Origin of the sequence: Streptomyces sp. NPDC102259 (assembly GCF_044766465.1) — a bacterium.
Lineage (GTDB): Bacteria > Actinomycetota > Actinomycetes > Streptomycetales > Streptomycetaceae > Streptomyces.
This window is the reverse complement of the sequence record NZ_JBIWMA010000005.1, coordinates 61,816-86,256: the sequence shown is the minus strand read 5'-3', so window position 1 is coordinate 86,256 and position 24,441 is coordinate 61,816. Positions and strand designations below refer to the sequence as shown.

Below are 24,441 nucleotides of genomic sequence, written 5' to 3'. Positions count from 1 at the left end.
GGAGCCGCTGCGCACGCGTTCCGAGGTCCGGGGAGAAACGGTGGACAAGCCGAAGGTCGTTCTGGGGGTCAGTGGTGGCATCGCCGCCTACAAGGCCTGTGAGCTGCTGCGCAGACTGACCGAGTCGGGCCATGACGTCCGGGTGGTCCCCACCGCCTCCGCGCTGCACTTCGTCGGCGCCGCCACCTGGTCCGCCCTCTCCGGCCACCCCGTCTCCACGGAGGTCTGGGACGACGTCCACGAGGTCCCGCACGTCCGCATCGGCCAGCACGCCGACCTGGTGGTCGTCGCCCCGGCCACGGCGGACATGCTCGCCAAGGCCGCCCACGGCCTCGCCGACGACCTCCTCACCAACACCCTCCTGACGGCCCGCTGTCCGGTCGTCTTCGCTCCCGCGATGCACACCGAGATGTGGGAGCATCCGGCCACCCAGGAGAACGTGGCGACCCTGCGCCGCCGGGGCGCCGTCGTCATCGAACCCGCCGTGGGCCGCCTCACCGGCGTCGACACCGGCAAGGGCCGGCTGCCCGACCCGGCCGAGATCTTCGAGGTCTGCCGCCGGGTCCTGGCCAGGGGAGTACGCGAACCCGACCTCACCGGCCGGCATGTCGTGGTCAGCGCCGGCGGCACCCGCGAGCCCCTCGACCCGGTCCGCTTCCTCGGCAACCGCTCCTCCGGCAAGCAGGGCTACGCCCTCGCCCGCACCGCCGCCGCCCGTGGCGCCCGCGTGACGCTGATCGCGGCGAACACCGGCCTGCCCGACCCGGCCGGCGTCGACATCGTCCAGGTCGGCACGGCCGTGCAGCTGCGCGAGGCGGTCCTGAAGGCCGCCGCGGACGCCGACGCGGTCGTCATGGCTGCCGCCGTGGCCGATTTCCGGCCGGAGACGTACGCGGCCGGAAAGATCAAGAAGCAGGACGGCCGGGAACCGGACCCCATCGTTCTCGTACGGAATCCGGACATCCTCGCGGAGGTCTCCGCCGACCGGGCGCGCTCCAACCAGGTGGTTGTCGGCTTCGCGGCGGAGACCGACGACGTCCTGGCCAACGGCCGGTCCAAGCTACGGCGCAAGGGCTGCGATCTGCTGGTGGTGAACGAGGTGGGGGAGCGCAAGACCTTCGGCTCCGAGGAGAACGAAGCCGTCGTGCTGGGCGCCGACGGCACCGAAACCCCCGTGCCGTACGGGCCCAAGGAGGCATTGGCCGAAACCGTGTGGGACCTGGTGACGCGACGGCTGGCCTGACGGTTTGATGCGCTTCCCCGTCGTCCTCCCCCTCCGCCGATTCGGGCGTGGCGCCCCTGGCCAACGGTGCTCGGCATTCGGCAGAATGCCCGTGCCGCAGGTCACAGCGCTCCCGAGAGGCGAGACGGGTGGGCCGGTGGTGGGGCACGACCGATAAACTGTTCTCGGACGACGCCGGGCGCAGCTCCTGTCGCGTCCGCCAATGATCAGCCAGCAGCCGCTGCAACCCCAGGGAGCGTTGTGTCCCGTCGCCTGTTCACCTCGGAGTCTGTCACCGAGGGCCACCCCGACAAGATCGCTGACCAGATCAGCGACACCATCCTCGATGCCCTGCTGCGCGAGGACCCGGCCTCCCGGGTCGCCGTCGAGACCTTGATCACGACCGGTCTGGTGCACGTCGCCGGAGAGGTCACCACCAAGGCCTACGCGCCGATCCCCCAGCTCGTGCGCGACAAGATCCTCGAGATCGGCTACGACTCCTCGAAGAAGGGCTTCGACGGCGCCTCCTGTGGCGTCTCGGTGTCCATCGGCGCGCAGTCCCCGGACATCGCCCAGGGTGTCGACACGGCGTACGAGAACCGCGTCGAGGGCGACGAGGACGAGCTGGACCGCCAGGGCGCCGGCGACCAGGGTCTGATGTTCGGCTACGCGTCGGACGAGACGCCGACCCTGATGCCGCTGCCGATCTTCCTGGCGCACCGTCTGTCGAAGCGCCTGTCGGACGTCCGCAAGAACGGGACCATCCCCTACCTGCGCCCCGACGGCAAGACCCAGGTCACCATCGAGTACGACGGCGACAAGGCCGTCCGCCTCGACACGGTCGTCGTCTCCTCGCAGCACGCGAGCGACATCGACCTGGACTCCCTGCTGGCCCCCGACATCCGGGAGTTCGTGGTGGAGGTGGAGCTGAAGGCGCTCCTGGACGAGGGCATCAAGATCGACACCGAGAACTACCGTCTGCTGGTGAACCCGACCGGCCGCTTCGAGATCGGCGGCCCGATGGGCGACGCCGGCCTCACCGGCCGCAAGATCATCATCGACACCTACGGCGGCATGGCCCGCCACGGCGGCGGCGCCTTCTCGGGCAAGGACCCGTCCAAGGTCGACCGCTCGGCCGCGTACGCCATGCGCTGGGTGGCGAAGAACGTCGTGGCGGCGGGCCTGGCGGCCCGCTGCGAGGTCCAGGTCGCCTACGCGATCGGCAAGGCCGAGCCGGTCGGTCTCTTCGTGGAGACCTTCGGCACCGCCAAGGTCGACGCCGAGAAGATCGAGAAGGCCATCGACGAGGTCTTCGACCTCCGTCCGGCCGCGATCATCCGCGACCTCGACCTGCTGCGCCCGATCTACGCCCAGACCGCCGCGTACGGTCACTTCGGCCGTGAGCTGCCCGACTTCACGTGGGAGCGCACGGACCGCGTGGACGCGCTGCGCAAGGCCGCGGGACTGTAGGTCCGCCCTGCCGGACCGACGTGTGGGCCCGGCCTCCTCAGGGAGGCCGGGTCTCGGCGTTTGCACGGCGTTTGCGCGGGTCAGTGCCGCGGGTAGCCGGCCCGCTCGACGTCCTTGGCCAGATCGGTCACGGCGAGCCCGGGGTTCAGGGCGGCGACCACCGCGTCGGTCAGCGGGCGGGAGGCGAGGACGTGCCGTACGGCCTCCAGATCGACCGGGACCTCGTAGTGGTCCTGCGCCCACTGCCGGAAGGCCGACGGCGAGCGGTCGGCGAGCAACCGGAACAGGCCCGCGGCGCCGTCCGGGTCGTCCGCCGGGTGGTCGGGGAAGTCGATCGTGCCCGTGGACCAGCCGTCGTCGGCCGACTCGCGCCACAGACAGGCGGTGGCGACCGGCATCCCGTCCTCGTCGGTGAACGCCGGTTCCTCGACGCAGGACGCGAACACCTCGGGGACGTCGTCCAGCACGCCCGGCCAGGGGCCGTCCTGCGCATAGGGGCTCATGGGGGACTCGTGGGCGAAGCCGCGGATCCAGGCGCCGACGGCGGAGAAGACGATGTCGTACTCGTCCCCCTGGCCGTCGCGCATCGAGGCCACGGCCTCCGATTCCGACCACCGCGCGACGAAGGAGTGGAAGGGGTCGGGCTGTTCGGGGCTCAGGATCGCGTCCAGCACGGCCAACGAACGGCAGTGGTCCCTCAGGAGATCGATGGCGGGCAGTTTCCGGGCAACGTCTTCAACGGTCACGCGCCCATCCAAGTGCCTGCGGCACCGGACGGGGAGCCGAGCTTCGGCGGAAGGACCGTTGTCAGTGGCGTTTGGTAAAACTGCAAGCGTGAGCAGCGAGAACGGGCAGGGGGACGGTGGTGCGGCCGGCGAGGGCGCGCCGCCCGAGCAGCTCGCGCTGATCCGGGAGAGCGTGCGGCAGGCCAAGGCGCCGCGGGCCAAGCCCCGGACCTGGCGGGGGGCCGCGCTGGCCGAGGAGTTGCCGGTCGCGCGGGTGCTCGTCGACAAGGGCGTGCTGCATCTGGACCGGTACTTCGACTACGCGGTGCCTGCCGAGCTGGACGCCGACGCCCAGCCGGGGGTGCGGGTGCGGGTGCGGTTCGGCGCCGGGCGCGGGCGGGTGCGCGACGGGCGGCGCGAGGGCGGGGGGCTCATCGACGGGTTCCTCGTCGAGCGGCTCGCCGCGTCGGACTACTCCGGACCGCTCGCGGCGCTCGCCCAGGTGGTGTCGCCCGAGCCGGTGCTGAGCGAAGAGCTGCTGGGACTGGCGCGGGCCGTCGCCGACCGGTACGCGGGGAGCCTGGCCGACGTCCTCCAGCTGGCCGTTCCGCCGCGCAACGCGCGCGCCGAGCAGCGGCCCTCCCTGGCGCCGCTGCCGCCGCCGTCGGCGCCGGAGGCCGGCTCCTGGGGTCGCTACGAGCGAGGGGGCGCGTTCCTCGAGGCGCTGGCGTCCGGCGGAGCGCCCCGGGCGGTGTGGAACGCGCTGCCCGGCCCCCAGTGGAGCGAGGAGCTGGCGCGGGCCGTCGCCGCGACGCTCGCCTCGGGTCGCGGGGCACTGGTCGTCGTACCCGACGGGCGGGCCGCCGCACGGGTCGACGCCGCGTTGACGGCGTTGCTGGGGGAGGGGCGGCATGCGCTGCTCACGGCGGACGCCGGGCCCGAGAAGCGGTATCGGGAGTGGCTCGCCGTACGGCGGGGTTCCGTGCGGGCGGTCGTCGGGACGCGGGCCGCGATGTTCGCGCCGGTCCAGGACCTCGGTCTGGTCGCGCTCTGGGACGACGGGGACGACAGCCACAGCGAACCGCACGCGCCGCAGCCCCATGCGCGCGAGGTACTGCTGCTGCGGGCCGCGCAGGACAAGTGCGGTTTCCTGGTGGGGGGTTGGAGCTGCACCGTGGAGGGCGCGCAACTGGTCGAGAGCGGCTGGGCCCGGCCGCTGACCGCCGCGCGGGAGCAGGTGCGGCACAGCGCTCCGCTCGTGCGCACCGTGGGCGACCAGGACCTCGCGCGGGACGAGGCGGCCCGGGCCGCCCGGCTGCCCACCCTGGCCTGGCAGGCGGTCCGGGAGGGGCTGCGGCACGGGCCGGTGCTCGTCCAGGTGCCGCGGCGGGGCTATGTGCCGCGGATGGCGTGTGCGCAGTGCCGGGCCGCCGCCCGGTGCCGGCACTGCTCCGGGCCGTTGGAGGCGCGGGACGGGGGTGCGCTGTGGTGCGGGTGGTGCGGGCGTGAGGAGAGCGCCTGGCACTGTCCGGAGTGCGGCTCGTTCCGGCTGCGGGCGCAGGTCGTGGGGGCGCGGCGGACCGCCGAGGAGCTGGGTCGGGCGTTTCCCGCCGTGCCGGTGCGCACGTCGGGGCGGGAGCAGGTGCTGGACACCGTGCCGGGGGCGCCCGCGCTCGTCGTGTCCACGCCCGGTGCCGAGCCGGTCGCCGAGGGCGGGTACGCGGCCGCGCTGCTGCTGGACGGCTGGGCCATGCTCGGGCGGCCCGACCTGAGGGCCGGTGAGGACGCGCTGCGCCGCTGGATCGCGGCCGCCGCGCTCGTCCGGCCGTCGGGGGAGGGGGGGACCGTGGTCGTCGTCGCCGAGCCGACCCTGCGGCCCGTGCAGGCGCTGGTGCGATGGGATCCGGTGGGGCACGCGGTGCGGGAGCTCGCCGAGCGGGCCGAGCTGGGGTTTCCGCCGGTCTCGCGGATGGCGGCCGTGTCGGGGACGGGGGAGGCCGTCGCCGCGTTCCTGGAGGCCGTCGAACTGCCGCCGGAGGCGGAGCTGCTGGGGCCGGTCCCGGTGCCGTCGGGCCCGCCGGGGCGGCCTCGGCGGCCGGGCGCCCCGCCACCCGGGGAGGAGTGGGATCGGGCGCTGCTCCGGGTGCCGCCGGGGAGGGGCGCCGCGCTGGCTGCCGCCCTGAAGACGGCACAGGCGGCTCGGATGGCTCGAGGTGGCGAGGAGCCGGTGCGGGTGCGGATCGATCCCCCGGACATCGGCTGAGGGTGACGGGGAGTGCGGTGAGGTGAGGTGAGGTGAGGGAGGCCGGGCGGAGCCCGGGTGCGCGACTGCCCTCTCGGGCGTGGGCCGAGAGGGCAGGGTGGGAGGAGACGGGGTGGGGTGGCGCTCGGTGCGGGGTGCGGTGCGTCAGCCGTTGCGCGGGCCGGGGAAGGCGGTCGGCCTCGCCTCCTCGCGCAGGGCGGGGCCGGCGGCCTCGCGCAGGGCCGGCCTCGCCTCCTCGCGCAGGGCCGGGCCGGCCGCGTCGCGCAGGGTGGGGGCCCCGGTGTCGCGCAGGGCGGGGCTGCCGGCCGTCGGCTGGGTCGGCATCGAGCGGGCGGCGGGGACCGTCGGAACCGTCGGGATGCCCGTGTTCACGGTGACCGTGCGGGTGGCGGTGGGCTCGGCGGGCTGCTCGGCCTCGGTCGTGGCGGCCTGGGCCGCGGCACGGCGGGCGCCGTAGCGGCGGTGGACGGCCTGCTTGGTGACCCCGAGGGCGGAGCCCACCGCGTCCCACGAGAATCCGAGCGAACGGTCGAAGTCGACCGCCGCGGTGACCAGGGTCTCGACGCTGTCCCGCAGCTCCTGGGCGAGGCGGACCGTGGGGGCCGGGGCGCGTCCGTAGACGACGAAGCCCGTGGACGGGCCGGAGCGGCGGGGGCGGTAGACGTTGCCCAGCTGGGCGGTGAGGGTGCGCAGTGCGTCCACCTGCCGGCGGACCCGTTCGATGTCCCGCACCAGCAAGTGCAGGCTGGCCCGGGCCTGGGCGTCGTGGGTTGCATGGTCGGCCATGAACAAGCCTCTCGAACCGGCGTTGAAGAAGGTGTGGTCAACTCTTTCTTGACCAACGCCGGTTCGCGCCGCTGGTCACGCTGTGGGGGCGTATGGGCATATGCGTACGCCCCCCGGGGAGTGACTCATGGGGCCTCCCGCCCGTCGGCGGCCGGGCCGGTCGGCGACATAAACTTGTGCGTCGCCCGTCGTCCGTCCCGCCCGAGAGGCCCCGCCCACTCATGAAGCTCGTCTTCGCCGGTACCCCCGAGGTCGCCGTTCCCGCCCTGGACGCTCTGATCGCCTCCGGGCGGCACGAGGTGGCCGCCGTCGTCACGCGGCCCGACGCGCCGGCCGGACGGGGACGGCGGCTGATCGCCTCTCCCGTCGCCCAGCGCGCCGAGGAGGCGGGCATCGAAGTGCTGAGGCCCGCCAAGCCGCGCGATCCGGAGTTCCTGGAGCGGCTGCGGCAGATCGCGCCCGACTGCTGTCCCGTCGTGGCCTACGGGGCGCTGCTGCCCAGGGTGGCGCTGGACATCCCGGCCCACGGCTGGGTCAACCTGCACTTCTCGCTGCTGCCCGCCTGGCGCGGGGCGGCACCCGTGCAGCACGCCGTCATGGCGGGGGACGAGATCACCGGCGCCTCCACCTTCCTCATCGAGGAGGGCCTCGACTCGGGGCCGGTGTACGGGACGGTCACCGAGGAGATCCGGCCCACAGACACCAGCGGTGACCTGCTCACCCGGCTGGCCTTCGCCGGCAGCGGGCTGCTCGCCGCGACCATGGACGGCATCGAGGACGGCACGGTGAAGGCCGTGCCGCAGCCGGGCGAGGGGATCACCCTCGCGCCGAAGATCACCGTCGAGGACGCTCAGGTCGACTGGGCCACCCCGGCTCTGCGGGTCGATCGAGTCGTGCGCGGCTGCACCCCCGCCCCCGGCGCCTGGACCACCTTCCGCGGGGAGCGGCTCAAGCTCATCCAGGTCCAGCCGGTCCCCGAGCGGACCGAGCTCGCCCCGGGCGCGCTCCTCGTCGGCAAGAACAGCGTGCACGTCGGCACCGGCTCGTACGCGGTCGAGCTGCTGTGGGTGCAGGCGCAGGGCAAGAAGCCGATGCGGGCCGCCGACTGGGCCCGGGGCGCCCGGATCGAGCACGGGGAGGCCGTCGGGGCGTAACGCTCCTGCACAAGCCCCGCCCGGCCCGTGAGCCCCGCTCCCGGTCCGTGGGCCCCCGTCAGCAAGTCCGCCCGGCGCACCCACCGACGTACGCTGGACGCACCTTTCCTCATGTAATCCGGAGCACCTTTTCGTGAGCGACCAGCCCCACCGTTCCCGCAAGCCGGGCAAGCCCTACCGCCGGCCTCAGAAGGACCCCGTCCGCCTCCTCGCCTTCGAGGCGCTGCGGGCCGTCGACGAGCGGGACGCGTACGCCAACCTCGTGCTGCCGCCGCTGCTGCGCAAGGCGCGCGAGAAGGAGGGACCCGACAAGTTCGACGGGCGGGACGCGGCCCTCGCCACCGAGCTGGTCTACGGGACGCTGCGCCGGCAGGGGACGTACGACGCCGTCATCTCCGCGTGTGTCGACCGGCCGCTGCGCGAGGTCGATCCGCCGGTCCTCGACGTGCTGAGCCTCGGCGTGCACCAGCTGCTCGGGACCCGTATCCCGACCCACGCGGCCGTGTCCGCCTCCGTCGACCTCGCCCGGGTCGTGCTCGGCGACGGACGCGCCAAGTTCGTCAACGCCGTGCTGCGCAAGGTCGCGGCGCACGATCTCGACGAGTGGATCGAGAAGGTCGCTCCGCCCTACGACGACGATCCCGAGGACCATCTCGCCGTCGTGCACTCGCACCCGCGCTGGGTCGTCTCCGCGCTGTGGGACTCCCTCGGCGGCGGACGGGCCGGCATCGAGGAGCTGCTGGCGGCGGACAACGAGCGGCCCGAGGTGACGCTCGTCGCCCGCCCCGGGCGGGCCACCACCGAGGAGCTGCTCCGGGAGGAGGCCTCGGTCGCCGGAAACTGGTCGCCGTACGCCGTGCGGCTCACCGAGGGCGGTGAGCCCGGGGCCATCGACGCCGTACGGGACGGGCGGGCGGGTGTGCAGGACGAGGGCAGCCAGCTCGTGGCGCTCGCGTTGGCCAACGCGCCGCTCGACGGGTCCGACGCGTTGTGGCTGGACGGATGCGCGGGACCCGGTGGCAAAGCCGCGCTGCTCGCCGCCCTCGCCGCCGAGCGGGGGGCCGCGCTGCTCGCCTCCGAGAAGCAGCCGCACCGCGCGGGGCTGGTCGCCAAGGCGCTGGCCGGCAACCCCGGGCCCTACCAGGTCATCGCCGCCGACGGGACCCGGCCCCCGTGGCGGCCCGGCTCCTTCGACCGGGTGCTGATGGACGTGCCGTGCACCGGTCTCGGCGCACTGCGGCGACGGCCCGAGGCGCGCTGGCGGCGCCGGCCGGAGGACCTCGACGGGTTCGCGCCCCTCCAGCGCGGGCTGCTGCGGACCGCGCTGGAGTCCGTACGGGTCGGGGGCGTCGTCGGGTACGCCACCTGTTCGCCGCACCTCGCCGAGACCAGGGCGGTCGTGTCCGACGTCCTCAAGCAGTACCCGGAGGCCGAGCTGATGGACGCGCGGCCGTTGTTGCCGGGCGTGCCGGAGCTGGGCGACGGGCCCGACGTCCAGCTGTGGCCGCATCTGCACGGGACCGACGCCATGTACCTGGCGTTGATCAAGAAGACCGGCTGAGACCCGCGCGGCTGTCGGAGCCGCGAACGAGGATGGCCGGCCCCACGCAACGGCGTGGGGCCGGCCATCCTCGTTCGCGGGTGTCCCCGTAGGGGTCAGTCCGTGCCGAACTCCATCGCGGCGCGGTCCAGCAGCTGGTCGTCGTCGGAGACCTCGCCACGGGAGGCGATGGCCTCGGCGCCGCCCTCCGGCAGCTCCGTCATGGTGCCGATGAGACCGGTCGCGGCCGCCTGGGCGGCGCCGATCGAGGGGCTCCCGCTGCCGATCAGACCGAGCGTGGCGTACTGCTCCAGCTTGGCGCGCGAGTCGGCGATGTCGAGGTTGCGCATGGTGAGCTGGCCGATCCGGTCCACCGGGCCGAACGCGGAGTCCTCGGTGCGCTCCATGGACAGCTTGTCCGGGTGGTAGCTGAAGGCCGGGCCCGCGGTGTCGAGGAGCGAGTAGTCCTCACCGCGCCGCAGCCGCAGCGTCACCTCGCCGGTGACGGCCGCGCCGACCCAGCGCTGGAGCGACTCCCGGATCATCAGCGCCTGCGGGTCCAGCCACCGGCCCTCGTACATCAGCCGGCCCAGGCGCCGTCCCTCGTTGTGGTACTGGGCGACGGTGTCCTCGTTGTGGATCGCGTTGACCAGACGCTCGTAGGCCGCGTGCAGCAGGGCCATGCCGGGCGCCTCGTAGATGCCGCGGCTCTTGGCCTCGATGATGCGGTTCTCGATCTGGTCCGACATGCCGAGGCCGTGGCGGCCGCCGATGGCGTTGGCCTCCATCACCAGATCGACGGGGGAGGCGAACTCCTTGCCGTTGATCGTCACGGGGCGGCCCTGGTCGAAGCCGATCGTCACGTCCTCGGCGGCGATCTCGACCGACGGGTCCCAGAACCGCACGCCCATGATGGGCTCGACGGTCTCGACGCCGGTGTCCAGGTGCTCCAGGGTCTTCGCCTCGTGGGTGGCGCCCCAGATGTTGGCGTCGGTGGAGTACGCCTTCTCCGTGCTGTCCCGGTAGGGCAGGTCGTGGGCGACGAGCCACTCCGACATTTCCTTGCGCCCACCGAGCTCGGTCACGAAGTCCGCGTCCAGCCAGGGCTTGTAGATCCGCAGGTGCGGGTTGGCCAGCAGGCCGTACCGGTAGAACCGCTCGATGTCGTTGCCCTTGAACGTCGAGCCGTCGCCCCAGATCTGGACGTCGTCCTCGAGCATCGCCCGGACCAGGAGGGTGCCCGTGACGGCACGGCCGAGCGGGGTGGTGTTGAAGTAGGCGCGCCCGCCCGAGCGGATGTGGAACGCCCCGCAGGTGAGCGCGGCCAGGCCCTCCTCGACCAGTGCGGCGCGGCAGTCGACCAGGCGCGCGATCTCGGCGCCGTAGGTCTTCGCGCGGCCGGGCACCGAGGCGATGTCGGGCTCGTCGTACTGGCCGATGTCGGCGGTGTAGGTGCACGGGACGGCGCCCTTGTCGCGCATCCACGCGACCGCGACCGAGGTGTCGAGCCCGCCGGAGAAGGCGATGCCGACGCGCTCGCCGGCGGGAAGGGAGGTGAGGACCTTGGACATAGGAAGATTATGCATGAACTCGCATGGTCATGCAAAGGGCGGGGGCTGATGGACAAGCTGATGGACCGGCTCGGCCTCTCAGAGCTCGGTGCTCAGGGCTCGGCCTCTCAGAGCTCGGTGGTCAGGGCTCGGTGCTCTGCGCCGGCTGAGCGGGGCCTGCCGGGCCTGCCGGGCCCTTCGGCGGGGCGGCCGCGTGGCTCTCCCGGGCCAGTCGGTGCGGCCACCAGATCTTCGGTCCGATGTCCAGGAACAGAGAGGTGACGAGGACCGACCGCACGATGAAGGTGTCCAGGAGGACGCCCAGGGCCACCGCGAAGCCGATCTCCGCGAAGGCGACCATGGGCAGGGTGGTGAGGGCCGCGAAGGTGCCGGCCAGGACCAGACCCGCCGAGGTGATCACCGAGCCGGTCGCCGCCAGGCCGGTCACCACGCCCTGCCGGGTGCCCTGGCGGCCCGTCTCCTCGCGGATCCGGGTGGTCAGGAAGATGTTGTAGTCGATGCCCAACGCCACCAGGAACACGAAGACGAACAGTGGGAAGTCCGTCGACTCGCCCGCGTAGTCGAAGAGGTGACGGAACGCCAGCGCGCTGAGGCCCAGGGCCGCCGCGAAGGACAGGATCACCGTCCCGACCAGCAGCAGCGGGGCGATCAGGGCGCGCAGCAGGGCACAGAGGATGAGGAGGACCACGGCCAGGACCAGCGGGATGATCACCAGGTTGTCGTGGGTGGTCGCCTTGTCCATGTCGAGGAGCGCCGCCGTGCCGCCGCCCACCTTGGCGTCGGCGTCCGGCACCTCGTGCACCGCGTCCCGGACCCGCTCCACGGTCTGCTTCGCGGCCTCGCTGTCGGCCGGGTCGGTCATCGTCGCCTCGAACAGCACCTGGCCGTCGTGGACGGGTTTCGTGCCCGGTGGCAGGCGCAGGGAGGTCGGCACGACGCCCTCCGTCCGCGCGACCGCGAGTTTCACCTGCCGGGCCCGGGCCTCGTCGCTGATGACGACCAGCGGGTCGCCGCTGCCGGCCGGGAAGTACTTCGCCGACACCTCCTGGCCCGTGATCGAGTCCGGTTTTCCGGTGAACGCGTCCGCGTTGGCGATGCCCTCGGCGCGCAGCTGGATCAGGCCGAGCGAGCAGAGCGCCAGGACCAGCGCCGTCACGGCCCAGACCAGCCGCGGGCGGCGGGCGATGCCCCGGCCCGTGCGGGCCCAGACGCCCTGCTCGGTCGGGTCGGAGGAGCCGAAGTGCGGGATCGCCGGCCAGAAGATCCAGCGGCCGCAGATCACCAGCAGGGCGGGGAAGAGGGTCATCATCGCGAGCAGCGCAACCGCCACGCCGATGGCCGCGACCGGGCCCAGCCCGCGGGTGGAGTTCATCTCGGCGGCCAGCAGCATCAGCATGCTCAGGACGACCGTGGCGCCGGAGGCCAGGACCGCGGGGCCCGCGCGGTGCAGCGCCAGGGCCATCGCCTCGTGCCGGTCCTCGTGCCGGCGCAGCTCCTCCCGGTAGCGGGCCACCAGCAGCAGGGCGTAGTCCGTGCCCGTGCCGAAGACGAGCACCGTGAGGATGCCGGCGCTCTGGCCGTTCACGGTCAGGCCCGCGTGCTCGGCCAGGAAGTAGATCAGGGCCTGCGCGGTGAACAGGGCGGCGACCACGGCGAGCACCGGGACGACGAGCAGGGTGGGGCTGCGGTAGGTGATCAGGAGCATGACGACGACCACCCCCATCGCCGCCAGCAGCAGGGTCGAGTCGATGCCCTCGAAGGCCTCGGAGAAGTCCGCGGAGGTGCCGCCGGGTCCGGTGATGTGCACGGCAAGACCGGCGCCGCCGTCGCCGACGACGTCACGGATGGAGTCGACGGCCGGCGCGATGCGCTCCCAGCCCTTCTCGTCCATGGTGATCGGCACGTAGATCTGGGCGGCGCGCGGGTCGGCCGGGCGGTCGTAGACCGGGCCGCGGGTCTCCGTGCCGCGGATGCCGTGGTCGGTGAGCTGCTTGAGCTGAGCCGCGTCCTCGGTGATCCGCGCCCGGTCCTCGGCCGTCAGGCCCCCGGCGCGGGCGTAGACGACGACCGCGGGAATCTGCTCGGGCCTGAAGTCCTGCGAGATCTCCAGCACCTGGGTGGACTCCGCCGACCCCGGCAGCCAGGAGGCCGCGTCGTTGTCCTGGGCGTCGGTGAGCTTCTGGGCGAAGGGCGCCGTCAGGAACAGCACCACCAGCCACAGCGCCAGCACCAGCCACTTCGCGCGCCGCCCGCAGACCAGGTGCGCGATGCCGCGATTCTCGGCCATGACTACCCTCCGGGCCGTTCTGTAGCCGCCGTGTGCGACCGCGTCCCGTAAGGGGCGCGGGGAACTGCGCGATCAGCCACAGCCGGTCCGCGGACGACGAACCACGCTCCCCCGCGGGACCGATGCCCGCAACCCCCGGAGGGCATGGCAGGCTTGGGTCATGGCCGTGCAGATCAACCCCAGCATCCTGTCCGCCGACTTCGCCCGCCTTGCGGACGAGGCGGAGGCGGTCGCCGGAGCCGACTGGCTCCACGTCGACGTCATGGACAACCATTTCGTCCCGAACCTCACGCTCGGTGTGCCGGTCGTAGAGTCACTGGCCCGTGCGACGGACACCCCGCTGGACTGCCATCTGATGATCGAGGCCCCCGATCGCTGGGCCCCGCAGTACGTCGAGGCGGGTGCTTCGTCCGTCACCTTCCACGTCGAGGCCGCCGCCGCACCCGTGCGACTCGCCCGCGAGATCCGGGCCAAGGGCGCCCGTGCCTCCATGGCGCTCAGGCCGGCGACGCCCATCGAGCCGTACGAGGACCTGCTGCCCGAACTGGACATGTTGCTGATCATGACGGTCGAGCCGGGCTTCGGGGGCCAGGCCTTCCTCGACATCATGCTCCCCAAGATCCGCCGCACCCGCGAGTTGATCAGCAAGCACGGCCTCGAACTGTGGCTCCAGATCGACGGGGGCGTCTCGGCCTCGACGATCGAGCGGTGCGCCGAGGCGGGAGCCGACGTGTTCGTGGCAGGCTCGGCCGTATACGGGGCGGACGACCCGGCGGAGGCGGTCCGTGGCCTGCGGGCTCAGGCGGAGGCGGCGATCGCCGGCGCCTCCTGGGCATGTGGACACTAAACCAACCACTTACCGACAGGTATGTGAACGGCTCCCATCAGAGCTGATCAACTGCGCCGGATCTGCGAGGATGAACGGCGTATCCAGAGTGTGAACAGCAGTGAGGAGAACGCCGTGTCGGGTATGTCGGCGGGCCGGTCAGCCATGCGGATGGGACCCGCTGAGCTGGTGCAGGCGGCGGCCATGGCCCGCCGCTTCTACCTAGAGGGAAAGTCCAAGATCCAGATCGCGGAGGAGTTCGGCGTCAGCCGCTTCAAAGTGGCCCGGGTCCTGGAGACCGCCCTCGAACGGGATCTCGTACGGATCGAGATCCGCGTGCCGGCCGAGCTGGACGCGGAGCGCTCGGACGCGCTCCGCGCCCGCTACGGCCTCAGGCACGCCGTCGTGGTCGAGTCCCCGGCCGAGGCCGAGGAGACCACGGACCCCGAGAACCTCGGGGAAGTGGCCGCCGACCTGCTCGGCGAACTGGTCGACGAGGGGGACGTACTGGGGCTGGCCTGGGGCCGGTCCACGATTCACATGGCGGCGGCGCTGGACCGGCTGCCGCCGTGCACCGTCGTGCAGCTGACGGGTGTGTACGACGCCGGGACCGCGGAGCGCGGCTCGGTCGAGGCCGTCCGCCGCGCCGCCCAGGTGTCCGGCGGCGACGCGCACCCCATCTACGCGCCGATGCTGCTGCCGGACGCGGCCACCGCGGCCGCGCTGCGCCACCAGACCGGGATCGCCCGGGCCTTCGAGTACTTCGACAAGGTCACGGTCGCCTGTGTCTCCATCGGCTCCTGGGAGCCGGGCATCTCGACGGTGCACGACATGCTCAGCGACGAGGAGCGGGCGCACTACGCCTCGCTCGGGGTCGCCGCCGAGATGTCCGCGCACCTCTTCGACGCCGATGGCCGCCGGGTCGGGCGGGACCTGGGCGAGCGGTGCATCACGGTCAAGACCGACCAGCTGCGCCGGGTTCCCGAGGTCGTCGCGATCGCGGGCGGGCAGCGCAAGGCGGCCGCGATCGACGCGGTGCTCCGGTCCGGGCTCGTCACCAGTCTGGTGACGGACACGTCGGCGGCCGACTTCCTGATGACGGCGGGGCCGCCGCCGAAGCCCGCCCTCGGCCGGGCGGACCCGGACGGGATCTGACCGGTCGGGACAGCAGGTCATGAGGGGGACGGCCGTGACAGCATCGACGCATGCTGCTGCGGTTCGTCCCCCGCGTGCTGGTGTGCCTGCTGCTCCCGCTCGCCACGAATACACCGCCGGGACGCCGGGCTCGCGCGACCGCGGGGCCCGACGCGTTGTCGCCGGGCGGGGCGACGAGTTCTACTACACCGATGATCACTACGACACGTTCCGGGGCGGTGCTGAGATGACGCAGTTCGTGGTCACGCTGGATCTGGACGGGGTGACCGACAAGTCCGCGCTCATGGACCGCTGCGCCGACGCCCTGGGGCTGCCCGACTGGTTCGGACGCAACTGGGACGCTCTCGCCGACAGCCTCACCGACCTCCAGGCCCCGCCCGGGGACGGCGGGCTCCAGATCGTCGTACGGAACTGGCGGCCGTACGCCGAGGCGCGGCCGCAGGAGTGGGTGATCGCGCAGGACGTGTTCGCCCAGGCGGTGGACCAGGTGCCGGCGCTGTCCGTGCTGCTCGCCCTCGGAGGATCCTCCTAAGACCCCCCTGAGCTGCTTGGACGTTCTGTCCGGGCATCGCGGCACGGCCGTCGTGGGAGAATGAAGTACGTGCTTCTCCCCCTGACTGACCTGTCCGGGGGTCACCTCTGATCGACTGGGATGTGCGGCACGTGCGTTTCCTCAACGACATCCAGCCCGCGTACGACCTCACCTACGACGACGTCTTCATGGTGCCGAGCCGCAGCGCGGTCAGGTCGCGTCAGGCTGTCGACCTGGCCGCCCCGGACGGCACGGGCACCACGATCCCGCTGGTCGTCGCCAACATGACCGCCGTGGCCGGTCGCCGGATGGCCGAGACCATGGCCCGGCGCGGCGGGCTGGCGGTGATCCCGCAGGACATTCCGATCGACGTCGTCACCGACGTCATCGCCTGGGTCAAGAGCCGGCACCTGGTGCTGGACACCCCCATCGTGCTCGCCCCGCACCAGACGGTCGCCGACGCCCTGGCCCTGCTGCCCAAGCGCGCGCACAACGCGGGCGTCGTCGTCGACGAGGAGTTCCGCCCGGTCGGTGTCGTCACCGACGCGGACCTGAGCGGGGTCGACCGCTTCACCCAGCTCGAGGTCGTCATGTCCCGGGACCTGCTGCTCCTGGACGCCGACATCGACCCGCGCGAGGCCTTCAACACCCTCGACACGGCCAACCGGCGCTACGCCCCCGCCGTCGACCGGGACGGCAAGCTCGCCGGCATCCTCACCCGCAAGGGCGCCCTGCGCGCCACCCTGTACACGCCGGCCGTCGACGCGGCGGGCCGGCTGTGCGTCGCCGCGGCCGTCGGAATCAACGGCGATGTGGCGGGCAAGGCCAAGCAGCTGCTCGACGCGGGCGTGGACACGCTCGTCATCGACACCGCGCACGGCCACCAGGAGTCGATGATCAGCGCCATCCGGACGGTGCGCGCGCTCGACCCGCGGGTGCCGATCGTCGCCGGGAACATCGTCTCGGCCGAGGGCGTCAAGGACCTGATCGACGCGGGCGCCGACATCATCAAGGTCGGGGTCGGCCCGGGCGCGATGTGCACCACCCGCATGATGACCGGCGTGGGCCGGCCGCAGTTCTCGGCGGTCCTGGAGTGCGCGGCCGAGGCGAAGAAGTACGGCAAGCACGTGTGGGCCGACGGCGGTGTCCGTCACCCGCGCGATGTCGCCATGGCGCTGGCCGCCGGTGCGTCCAACGTGATGATCGGGTCGTGGTTCGCCGGTACCTACGAGTCCCCGGGCGACCTCCAGCAGGACGCGGGCGGCCGCCTGTACAAGGAGTCGTTCGGCATGGCGTCCGCGCGCGCCGTCGCCAACCGCACCTCCGACGAGTCGGCGTACGACCGTGCCCGCAAGGCGCTGTTCGAGGAGGGCATCTCCACCTCGCGGATGTTCCTCGACCCGGCCCGCCCGGGTGTCGAGGACCTGATCGACTCGGTCATCGCGGGCGTGCGCTCCTCCTGCACGTACGCGGGCGCGGGCTCTCTCGAGGAGTTCGCCGAGAAGGCCGTCGTCGGCATCCAGAGCGCGGCCGGTTACGCGGAGGGCAAGCCGCTGCACGCGAGCTGGTAGCTCGCGGGGCGGTCGGCATCGCGGTCGCGGGCCCGGTCGCCGCTGGTCGCACCGGCGCGGCGGAGCCGCGTATCGACCCGGCCCCGCGCCCCTTTCGGGGCGCGTTCGGCTCCCGTGCAATGAACACGCACCCCTGTGCGATAGACGCAACGTTCTTGCGTGTGTGCGCAAGGTTGCAGCATTACAAGCGCTACGGCCCTGCTCATAGGGTCGTGCGCTGTACGTAGCGTGGCGGGGACCCCGCTCGGTGGGTTCCTGCTCGCGCAGGTGCGCCGCCGGTTCCCGTCACGCCGAGAGGCAGCGACGAAGGAGTCAGCGCGTGCTCGATCAAGGCGCACCCCCGCAACAGCGCAGTCGGACCGCCCCCGCGTCCCCGGGGCCCGTCGCGCGGCTCATGCGGCGCAAGCCCGTGGAACACCTGGTGGCCGAGGGCGGCCAGGGCGAGGGAGGGTCGCTCAGGCGCTCCCTCGGGCTGTGGCAGCTCACGATGATCAGCATCGGCGCCACCCTCGGCACCGGCATCTTCGTCGTGCTCGGCGAGGCGGTGCCCAAGGCCGGTCCCGCCGTCACGCTGTCCTTCGTGATCGCCGGACTCACGGCGCTGTTCTCGGCCCTGTCCTACGCCGAGCTGGCGGGCACCATCCCGGTCGCCGGCTCCTCGTACTCGTATGCGTACGCGACGATGGGCGAACTGGTCGCCTGGATCTGCGGCTGGTGTCTGGTCCTGGAGTACGGCGTGTCGGTCGCCGCCGTGGCCGTCGGCTGGGGCGAGTACCTCAACGAGCTGCTCGACGGGACGATCGGCGTGACCATCCCCGACGCGCTGTCGGCGCCGCCCGGGGACGGTGGCGTCTTCAACCTGCCGGCCCTCATCGTCGTCGTCCTCGCCATGGCCTTCCTGCTCGGCGGCGCCCGCGAGTCGGCGCGCGCCAACACCGTCATGGTGGCCGTGAAGATCGCCGCGCTGGTGATGTTCTGCGCCATCGGCGTCCAGGGTTTCCGCTCCGGCAATTACGAGCACTTCATGCCGCTGGGCATGGCGGGCGTCAGCGCGGCCGGCGCGACGCTGTTCTTCTCGTACATCGGCTTCGACGCCGCCTCGACCGCCGGTGAGGAGGCGAAGAACGCGCAGCGCGACCTGCCCCGCGCGATCATGCTGTCGCTCGTCATCGTGACGGCGCTGTACGTCCTCGTCGCCGCCGTCGCCGTGGGCGCCAAGCCCTGGCAGCGGTTCGGCGACTCCGAGGCCGCGCTCGCGCAGATCATGCGCGAGGTGACCGGGCAGTCCTTCTGGGGCACGCTCCTCGCCTTCTGCGCGGTCATCGCCATCGCGAGCGTCGTCCTGACCGTGCTGTACGGCCAGACCCGCATCCTCTTCGCGATGTCCCGGGACGGCCTGGTGCCCAAGGTGTTCTCCCGCGTCCACCCGAAGACCGGCACGCCCCGCGCGAACACGGTGATCGTGTCGCTGTTCTGCGGGGTGCTGGCCGCCGCGATCCCGTTGGGCCAGTTGGCGGACGCCACCAGCATCGGCACGCTCTTCGCGTTCGGGCTGGTCAACATCGCGGTCGTGGTGCTGCGCCGGACCCGTCCGGAAATGCCCCGAACCTTCCGGGTGCCGCTCTCGCCGGTACTGCCGGGCCTGGGTCTCGCCCTCTGCGTCTGGATGATGGGCAGCCTTTCGGCCGTCACCTGGGTGGTCTTCGGAGTCTGGATGGCGGTCGGGCTCGTGTTCTACTTCCTCTACGGCCATCGCCGCTCCCGCCTCGCAGCGCCCGCACCATCTGAGAAGTGATCAACCCACTGTGCTGAACGATCTCGACGAACGCATCGTGCACGCCCTCGCCGAGGACGCCCGCCGCTCCTTCGCGGACATCGGGCAACTGGTCGGCCTGTCGGCGCCCGCCGTGAAGCGGCGGGTGGACCGGCTGCGGGCCACCGGAGCCATCACCGGCTTCACCGTACGGGTCGACCCGGCGGCCCTCGGCTGGGAGACCGAGGGGTTCGTCGAGATCTACTGCCGGCGCAACACCTCCCCGGAGACCATCCAGCGGGGCCTGGAGCGTTACCAGGAGGTCGTGGCCGCGTCCACCGTCACCGGGGAGGCGGACGCCGTCGCCCAGGTCTTCGCCGCCGACATGCGCCACTTCGAGCGGGTGCTGGAGCGCATCGCGGGGGAGCCGTTCGTGGAACGGACGAAGTCCGTGCTGGTGCTGTCGCCGCTGCTGCGTCGCTTCTCCGCGGGCTCACCGACCTGAGCCGCCCCGCCGACCTGTCGCCCTGAGCCGCCCTGTCGCCCTGAGCCGACCTGCCGGTCCGGATCGGCCTGCCGGTCCGGTTCGGCCTGCCGGTCCGGGTCAACCTGCCGGTCCGAGCCGGGACGGCCCGCGTCGGCCTACTCGGCGGTCTTCCGGGCCAGCGCGTTGTTCCCGATCGAGTTGTGCACGCTGAAGCTGACCGCGTCCGAGCGGTAGCGGTCGTCCGACCACTCCACCGGGCGGCCCTCACGGGTCGTGGTGACCCGGCGGACGCGCAGCAGGGGGCTCGTGCGCCGGACGGCGAGCAGTTCGGCGTCCTGGGCGCCCGCCGCCACCGCGTCGATGACGTGCTCGCCGTAGGCGAAGACGAGACCGGTGTCGTCGAGGAGGCGCTGGGTCACGGAGGCGCAGTCCGGCTCGATCGACTCGACGGCCGGGGAGATCCAGTCCGCGTACACGGTCCGCTCCAGGAGCACCGGCTCGCCGTCCAGACCACGCAGTCGCAGGACGTGCAACACAGGTGTGCCGTCGCGGAGTTGGAGGCGGACGGCGTCCTCGGCGTCGGCCGGGCGGTAGGCCTGGGCGACGACCCGTCCGGTCGCCTCGCGGCCCATCGCGCGCGCCCACTGGGCGAAGCTGCGCAGTTCGGCGAAGCTCTGGCTGCGGCGGCTCGCCAGGACCACGCGGCGGGCGCCCTGGCGGGAGCCGATGAGCCCCTCGGCGGTCAGCGCCGCGACGGCCTGGCGGACCGTGCCGCGCGAGACGCCGTACCGGGCGGCGAGGTCGGTCTCGGCGGGCAGCCGCGCGCCGACCGCGTACTCCTCGCGGTCGATCGCCCGGCGCAGTGCGTCGGCGATCTCCTCGTGTCGCGCGGCCATGCTTCCCCTCTGCTTCGACTGCTGTACACAGCTTGACCAGCCTAGTCGACCTTCGACGCGGCTCGGCTCCGGTCGCAACTGTGCGTGAAATCAGGGCTCAGGGTTTCGCCAGTGTTTACGAAGTGGACACCAGCGGCGTGCGTACTGAGGCCAACTTGTTCAGACAAGTTCTCCTCATCTCCTGCATTCTCGCGCGTCCCCTGGAGAAGCCGTGACCGTGCCCCTGCCGAGAACAGCCGCCCGCGGCGGTGCCCTCGCCGCCGTCGCCGTACTCGCCCTGAGCGCCTGTGGCGCCGCCCCCGACACCAGCACCTCCACCACCGCCGACGGCAAGAACGCCGCCACCGCCACCTCCGCCGCCGACTTCGGGGGCCTCGACGCCCTGGTGAAGGCGGCGAAGAAGGAGGGCACGCTGAACGCCATGGCGCTGCCCCGCGACTGGGCCAACTACGGCGCCCTCATCGACGGCTTCCAGAAGAAGTACGGCATCAAGGTCGCGGTCGAGAACCCCGACGGCTCCAGCCAGGACGAGATCAACGCCGTCACCTCCAGGAAGGGCCAGGACCGCGCGCCGGACGTCCTCGACCTCGGCAGCTCCTTCGCGCTGAGCGCCGCCCAGCAGGGGCTGCTCGCGCCGTACGAGGTGGCGTCGTACGCCGACCTCCCCGAGGGGCAGAAGGACGCGCAGGCCCGCTGGTACAACGACTACGGCGGCTACATCTCCATCGGCTGCGACGCGAAGCGCGTCAAGACCTGCCCCACCACCTTCGCCGATCTGCTCAAGCCCCAGTACAAGGGCCAGGTCGCCCTCAACGGCAACCCCACCAAGTCCGGCTCCGCCTTCGGCGGCGTCTACGCGGCCTCCCTCGCGAGCGGCGGCTCCTTCGACGACATCCAGCCCGGCCTCGACTTCTTCGCCAAGCTGAAGAAGAACGGCAACTACACGCCCGTCGAGTCGACCCCGGCCACCGTCGAGAAGGGCGAGACGCCCATCAGCATCGACTGGGACTACCTCAACGCCGGATACGCCGACGAGTTCACGTCCAAGGGCGTCGACTGGAAGGTGTCGGTGCCCAGCGACGGCCAGTTCTCCCAGTACTACTCCCAGGCGATCAACAAGGACGCCCCGCACCCGGCCGTCGCCCGCCTGTGGCAGGAATACCTCTACAGCGCCGAGGGCCAGAACCTGTGGCTGAAGGGATACGCCCGGCCCGCCCTGATGACCGCCATGGAGAAGGCCGGCACCCTCGACAAGACGGCCGCGGCCAAGCTGCCCGAGGTCTCAGGGACGCCCTCCTTCCCGACCGAGGACCAGCAGAGCAAGGCCAAGACCGTCCTCGGGCAGGGCTGGGCCAAGGCCGTCTCCGGATGACCTCCACCGCCGTACGGGTCGACACGGCGGCCGCCGCTCCGGTGAAGCGGCGGCGCCGTGCCCTCGGCTGGCTCGCCGTCGTCCCGCTGCTCGCCTTCACCGCGCTGGCCTTCGGGCTGCCCGCCGTGGCCATGCTCGACGGCGCGTTCACCGCCAAGGACCCGGCCACGGGCGCCACCTCGTACACGGTCGACAACCTGACGGCCTCCCTGCGGGGCGCGTACCTGACGGCGCTGCTCGGCAGTGTGAAGCTGTCCGCCGTGTCCGCGGGGCTGGGAGCGCTGCTCGGACTGCCCCTGGCGCAGGCCGTCGTGACCTCCCGCTTCCGCGCGCTGCGCGAGGCCGTGCTCACCGCGTCCGGGGTGCTGGCCAACTTCGGCGGCGTCCCGCTGGCGTTCGCCTTCGTCGCCACGCTCGGCAACGCCGGCGTGCTGACCCGGCGATTCGGGCTCACCGACCACGGCTGGGACCTGTACAGCTTCTGGGGACTGGTGATCGTCTACCTGTACTTCCTGATCCCGCTGATGGTGCTCACCATCACCCCCGCCCTGGAGGGGCTGCGCTCCCAGTGGCGCGAGGCGGCGCAGAACAACGGCGCGACCCCCGCGCAGTACTGGCGGCACGTCGCCCTGCCCGTCCTGCTGCCCTCGCTGCTCGGCGGCCTGGTGCTGCTCTTCGGCAGCGCCTTCGCCGCGTACGCCACCGCCGCCGCCATGGTGGGCAGCTCCATCCCGCTGGTCACCCTCCAGATCGCCGACGCCATCTCCGGCAACGTGCTCGTCGGCCAGGAGAACGTGGCGCTCGCCCTCAGCCTCGACATGGTCCTGGTCGCGGGCCTGGTCATGGCGGTCTATCTGCCCCTGCAACGACGGAGCGCGCGATGGCTCGCCTGAACCTGTGGCGGTGGGGGGTCCTCGGCCTCGCCGGCCTGTACTTCGTGGTGCCGCTGGCCGCGTCGGTCGTCTTCACCGTCGACGTGCCCGGACAGGGCGTCACCTTCGACGCCTACACCCGGATCTTCTCCACCGACGGCTTCGGATCCAGTCTGCTGCTCTCACTGGAGCTGGCCGTCGCCACCATCGCCGTCGTCCTGCTGCTGATGGTGCCGGCCATGGTGGCGCTGCGGCTGGGCTCGCCCCGGCTGCGGCCGGTCGTCGAGGTCGTCTGCTCGCTGCCGCTGGTCGTGCCGCCGATCGCGTTCGTCGCCGGCATCGGGACGGTGCTGAAGTGGGGACCGGAGCATCTCTCGCGCACCCCGCTGTTCCAGACGTTCGTGGCGATCCAGGACCCGGACTTCCCGGTGATCCTCGTCCTGGCGTACGTCGTGATGGCGCTGCCGTTCGTGTACCGCGCGCTGGACGCGGGACTGCGCTCCGTCGACGTACGCACCCTCGTCGAGGCCGCCCGCAGCTGCGGGGCCGGCTGGCCGCAGGCGCTGGTCCGGGCCGTCCTGCCCAACCTGCGCGGCGCGCTGCTCAACGCCTCCTTCCTCACCCTGGCGCTGGTGCTCGGCGAGTTCACCGTGGCGCAGCTGCTCGGCTTCCAGCCCTTCGCCGTCTGGATCGTGAACGTCAGCGGCTCGCAGGCGCAGCTGTCCGTCGCCGTGTCGGTGCTCAGCCTGCTCGTGACCTGGGTGCTGCTCCTCGTCCTCGCCGGTTTCGGCGGGCGCACCCGTCCTACTTCCCGGGGATGAACCATGACCGTGCTCGACAAGTCAGCGGCGAAGTCAGCCACCAGGACAGCGAAGACAGCGAAGACAGCGAAGACAGCGACGGATACGGCCACGGAGGCGGCGACCGTCGAATTCCGCGGCCTGCGCCGGGAGTTCGGGCCGACCCTGGCCCTCGACGGCCTCGACCTCACCGTCCGGCCGGGTGAACTCCTGGCCCTGCTCGGCCCCTCCGGCTGCGGCAAGACCACCGCCCTGCGGATGCTCGCCGGGTTCGAACACCCCGATTCCGGCGAGGTGCTGCTCGACGGCGAGGACGTCACCCGGGTGCCGGCCCACCGCCGGGACGCCGGGATGGTCTTCCAGTCGTACAGCCTCTTCCCGCACCTCGACGTGCTCGACAACGTGGCCTTCGGGCTGCGGATGCGCAAGGTGCGCACCGCCGAACGGCGTTTCCGGGCGGCCGAGTTGCTGGAGCTGGTGGGCCTCGCCGACAAGGGCGCCAGGTTCCCGCACCAGCTCTCCGGCGGCCAGCAGCAGCGGGTCGCCCTGGCCCGCGCCCTCGCCCTGCGCCCGCGCGTCCTGCTCCTGGACGAGCCGCTCTCCGCGCTCGACGCCAAGGTACGGCTGACCCTGCGCGAGGAGATCCGGCGGCTCCAGCAGGAGCTGGGCATCACCACCCTGTTCGTCACCCACGATCAGGAGGAGGCCCTGTCCATGGCGGACCGGGTCGCCGTGATGCGGGCCGGACGGCTCGAACAGTGCGCCGCCCCGGCCGAGTTGTACGGCCGCCCCGCCACGGCCTTCGTCGCCGAGTTCGTGGGCACGACGAGCCGGATCCCGGGACGCCTCGACGGCGAGACCGTCGACGTGCTCGGGCGTCGGCTGCCCGTCGACGGCAGGATCCCGGCGGTGACCGAGGTGGACGTGCTGGTGCGGCCGGAGGCGGTGCGGGTGCGGGCCGAGGACGGCGGGGACGCGCGCGTGGTCGCCACCTCCTTCCTCGGCGCGGCCGTCCGCGTCACCGTCCGGCTGGCCGACGGCACCGAGGTCAAGGCCGACCTGCCCGCCCACGAGGCCGCCGAGCTCGCGGCGGGCGCCGCGGTGAGCGTGTCGCTGCCCGACCGCCCGGTGCTCGTGGCCGAACGTACCTCCTGATCCC

The 24,441-nt window shown here is 72.4% G+C and carries 20 protein-coding genes; 15 read left to right on the top strand and 5 right to left on the bottom strand.

The genetic code is table 11. The features are described from left to right. Nucleotides 1-40 precede the first annotated feature (40 nt). Both coaBC and metK read left to right on the top strand, forming a co-directional pair. Nucleotides 41-1,243: a bifunctional phosphopantothenoylcysteine decarboxylase/phosphopantothenate--cysteine ligase CoaBC gene (gene coaBC, locus ACIRPU_RS14535; RefSeq protein WP_403866438.1), complete on the top strand. Its 1,203-nt coding sequence runs from the start codon at nt 41-43 to the stop codon at nt 1,241-1,243. A 240-nt stretch (nt 1,244-1,483) separates the two neighbouring features. Continuing rightward, nucleotides 1,484-2,692 carry a methionine adenosyltransferase gene (gene metK / locus ACIRPU_RS14530; protein ID WP_351767171.1) on the top strand — a complete coding sequence of 403 codons (1,209 nt, stop codon included), beginning with the start codon at nt 1,484-1,486 and terminating at the stop codon, nt 2,690-2,692. An 80-nt stretch (nt 2,693-2,772) separates the two neighbouring features. On the opposite strand, the gene ACIRPU_RS14525 is transcribed toward metK, so the two are convergent. Further along, nucleotides 2,773-3,438, bottom strand: a complete 666-nt coding sequence (locus ACIRPU_RS14525; RefSeq protein ID WP_403866435.1) for a hypothetical protein — start codon at nt 3,436-3,438, stop codon at nt 2,773-2,775. An 88-nt stretch (nt 3,439-3,526) separates the two neighbouring features. Between ACIRPU_RS14525 and ACIRPU_RS14520 the strand changes: the two genes are divergently transcribed. Then, nucleotides 3,527-5,680, top strand: coding sequence for a primosomal protein N' (locus tag ACIRPU_RS14520; RefSeq protein ID WP_403866432.1), 2,154 nt, complete (start codon nt 3,527-3,529; stop codon nt 5,678-5,680). A 144-nt stretch (nt 5,681-5,824) separates the two neighbouring features. On the opposite strand, the gene ACIRPU_RS14515 is transcribed toward ACIRPU_RS14520, so the two are convergent. Next, nucleotides 5,825-6,466: a hypothetical protein gene (locus ACIRPU_RS14515; RefSeq protein ID WP_403866429.1), complete on the bottom strand. Its 642-nt coding sequence runs from the start codon at nt 6,464-6,466 to the stop codon at nt 5,825-5,827. Between the two features lie 221 nt (nt 6,467-6,687). Between ACIRPU_RS14515 and fmt the strand changes: the two genes are divergently transcribed. After that, on the top strand, nt 6,688-7,620 hold the full coding sequence (gene fmt, locus ACIRPU_RS14510; protein WP_384125249.1) for a methionyl-tRNA formyltransferase: 933 nt from the start codon (nt 6,688-6,690) through the stop codon (nt 7,618-7,620). Between the two features lie 133 nt (nt 7,621-7,753). Next, nucleotides 7,754-9,181 carry an RsmB/NOP family class I SAM-dependent RNA methyltransferase gene (locus ACIRPU_RS14505; protein ID WP_403866426.1) on the top strand — a complete coding sequence of 476 codons (1,428 nt, stop codon included), beginning with the start codon at nt 7,754-7,756 and terminating at the stop codon, nt 9,179-9,181. A 95-nt stretch (nt 9,182-9,276) separates the two neighbouring features. On the opposite strand, the gene argG is transcribed toward ACIRPU_RS14505, so the two are convergent. Beyond that, nucleotides 9,277-10,731 carry an argininosuccinate synthase gene (gene argG, locus ACIRPU_RS14500; protein ID WP_384118979.1) on the bottom strand — a complete coding sequence of 485 codons (1,455 nt, stop codon included), beginning with the start codon at nt 10,729-10,731 and terminating at the stop codon, nt 9,277-9,279. A gap of 121 nt (nt 10,732-10,852) precedes the next feature. After that, complete coding sequence (locus tag ACIRPU_RS14495) at nt 10,853-13,018, bottom strand: MMPL family transporter (RefSeq protein ID WP_403866423.1); 2,166 nt, start codon at nt 13,016-13,018, stop codon at nt 10,853-10,855. A gap of 160 nt (nt 13,019-13,178) precedes the next feature. On the opposite strand from ACIRPU_RS14495, the gene rpe reads away from it, so the two are divergent. The 6 genes from rpe to ACIRPU_RS14465 all read left to right on the top strand — a co-directional run bounded on the left by rpe (nt 13,179) and on the right by ACIRPU_RS14465 (nt 19,360). Beyond that, on the top strand, nt 13,179-13,865 hold the full coding sequence (gene rpe, locus ACIRPU_RS14490) for a ribulose-phosphate 3-epimerase (protein ID WP_351767162.1): 687 nt from the start codon (nt 13,179-13,181) through the stop codon (nt 13,863-13,865). Nucleotides 13,866-13,955: 90 nt separating this feature from the next. Continuing rightward, entirely contained in the window at nt 13,956-14,999 is a 1,044-nt protein-coding gene (locus ACIRPU_RS14485) for a sugar-binding domain-containing protein (protein ID WP_355705441.1), read from the top strand. A 19-nt stretch (nt 15,000-15,018) separates the two neighbouring features. Further along, nucleotides 15,019-15,531 (top strand): barstar family protein, encoded by a 513-nt coding sequence (locus ACIRPU_RS14480; RefSeq protein WP_403866418.1) that lies wholly within the window; start codon nt 15,019-15,021, stop codon nt 15,529-15,531. Nucleotides 15,532-15,662: 131 nt separating this feature from the next. Continuing rightward, nucleotides 15,663-17,102: a GuaB1 family IMP dehydrogenase-related protein gene (locus ACIRPU_RS14475; RefSeq protein WP_355705440.1), complete on the top strand. Its 1,440-nt coding sequence runs from the start codon at nt 15,663-15,665 to the stop codon at nt 17,100-17,102. Between the two features lie 319 nt (nt 17,103-17,421). Beyond that, complete coding sequence (locus ACIRPU_RS14470; protein WP_355705439.1) at nt 17,422-18,897, top strand: amino acid permease; 1,476 nt, start codon at nt 17,422-17,424, stop codon at nt 18,895-18,897. Nucleotides 18,898-18,907: 10 nt separating this feature from the next. Further along, the gene (locus tag ACIRPU_RS14465; protein WP_020128883.1) at nt 18,908-19,360 is read left to right on the top strand and encodes an Lrp/AsnC family transcriptional regulator; all 453 of its coding nucleotides are present in this window, start codon (nt 18,908-18,910) and stop codon (nt 19,358-19,360) included. A gap of 137 nt (nt 19,361-19,497) precedes the next feature. Here ACIRPU_RS14465 and ACIRPU_RS14460 read toward each other — a convergent pair whose 3' ends face one another. Then, nucleotides 19,498-20,238: a GntR family transcriptional regulator gene (locus ACIRPU_RS14460; protein WP_403866413.1), complete on the bottom strand. Its 741-nt coding sequence runs from the start codon at nt 20,236-20,238 to the stop codon at nt 19,498-19,500. A 211-nt stretch (nt 20,239-20,449) separates the two neighbouring features. Between ACIRPU_RS14460 and ACIRPU_RS14455 the strand changes: the two genes are divergently transcribed. From ACIRPU_RS14455 to ACIRPU_RS14440, 4 genes are read left to right on the top strand one after another with little or no spacing between them, the layout of a single operon-like run. Further along, a complete protein-coding gene (locus ACIRPU_RS14455; RefSeq protein WP_403866410.1) occupies nt 20,450-21,610 on the top strand; it encodes an ABC transporter substrate-binding protein in 1,161 nt (386 codons plus the stop codon). After that, the gene (locus ACIRPU_RS14450) at nt 21,607-22,503 is read left to right on the top strand and encodes an ABC transporter permease (RefSeq protein WP_403866407.1); all 897 of its coding nucleotides are present in this window, start codon (nt 21,607-21,609) and stop codon (nt 22,501-22,503) included. The genes ACIRPU_RS14455 and ACIRPU_RS14450 overlap by 4 nt, the downstream gene beginning before the upstream one ends. Beyond that, the gene (locus tag ACIRPU_RS14445; RefSeq protein WP_403866404.1) at nt 22,491-23,303 is read left to right on the top strand and encodes an ABC transporter permease; all 813 of its coding nucleotides are present in this window, start codon (nt 22,491-22,493) and stop codon (nt 23,301-23,303) included. The genes ACIRPU_RS14450 and ACIRPU_RS14445 overlap by 13 nt, the downstream gene beginning before the upstream one ends. Nucleotides 23,304-23,306: 3 nt before the next feature. Next, on the top strand, nt 23,307-24,437 hold the full coding sequence (locus tag ACIRPU_RS14440; RefSeq protein WP_403866401.1) for an ABC transporter ATP-binding protein: 1,131 nt from the start codon (nt 23,307-23,309) through the stop codon (nt 24,435-24,437). Nucleotides 24,438-24,441: the final 4 nt, after the last annotated feature.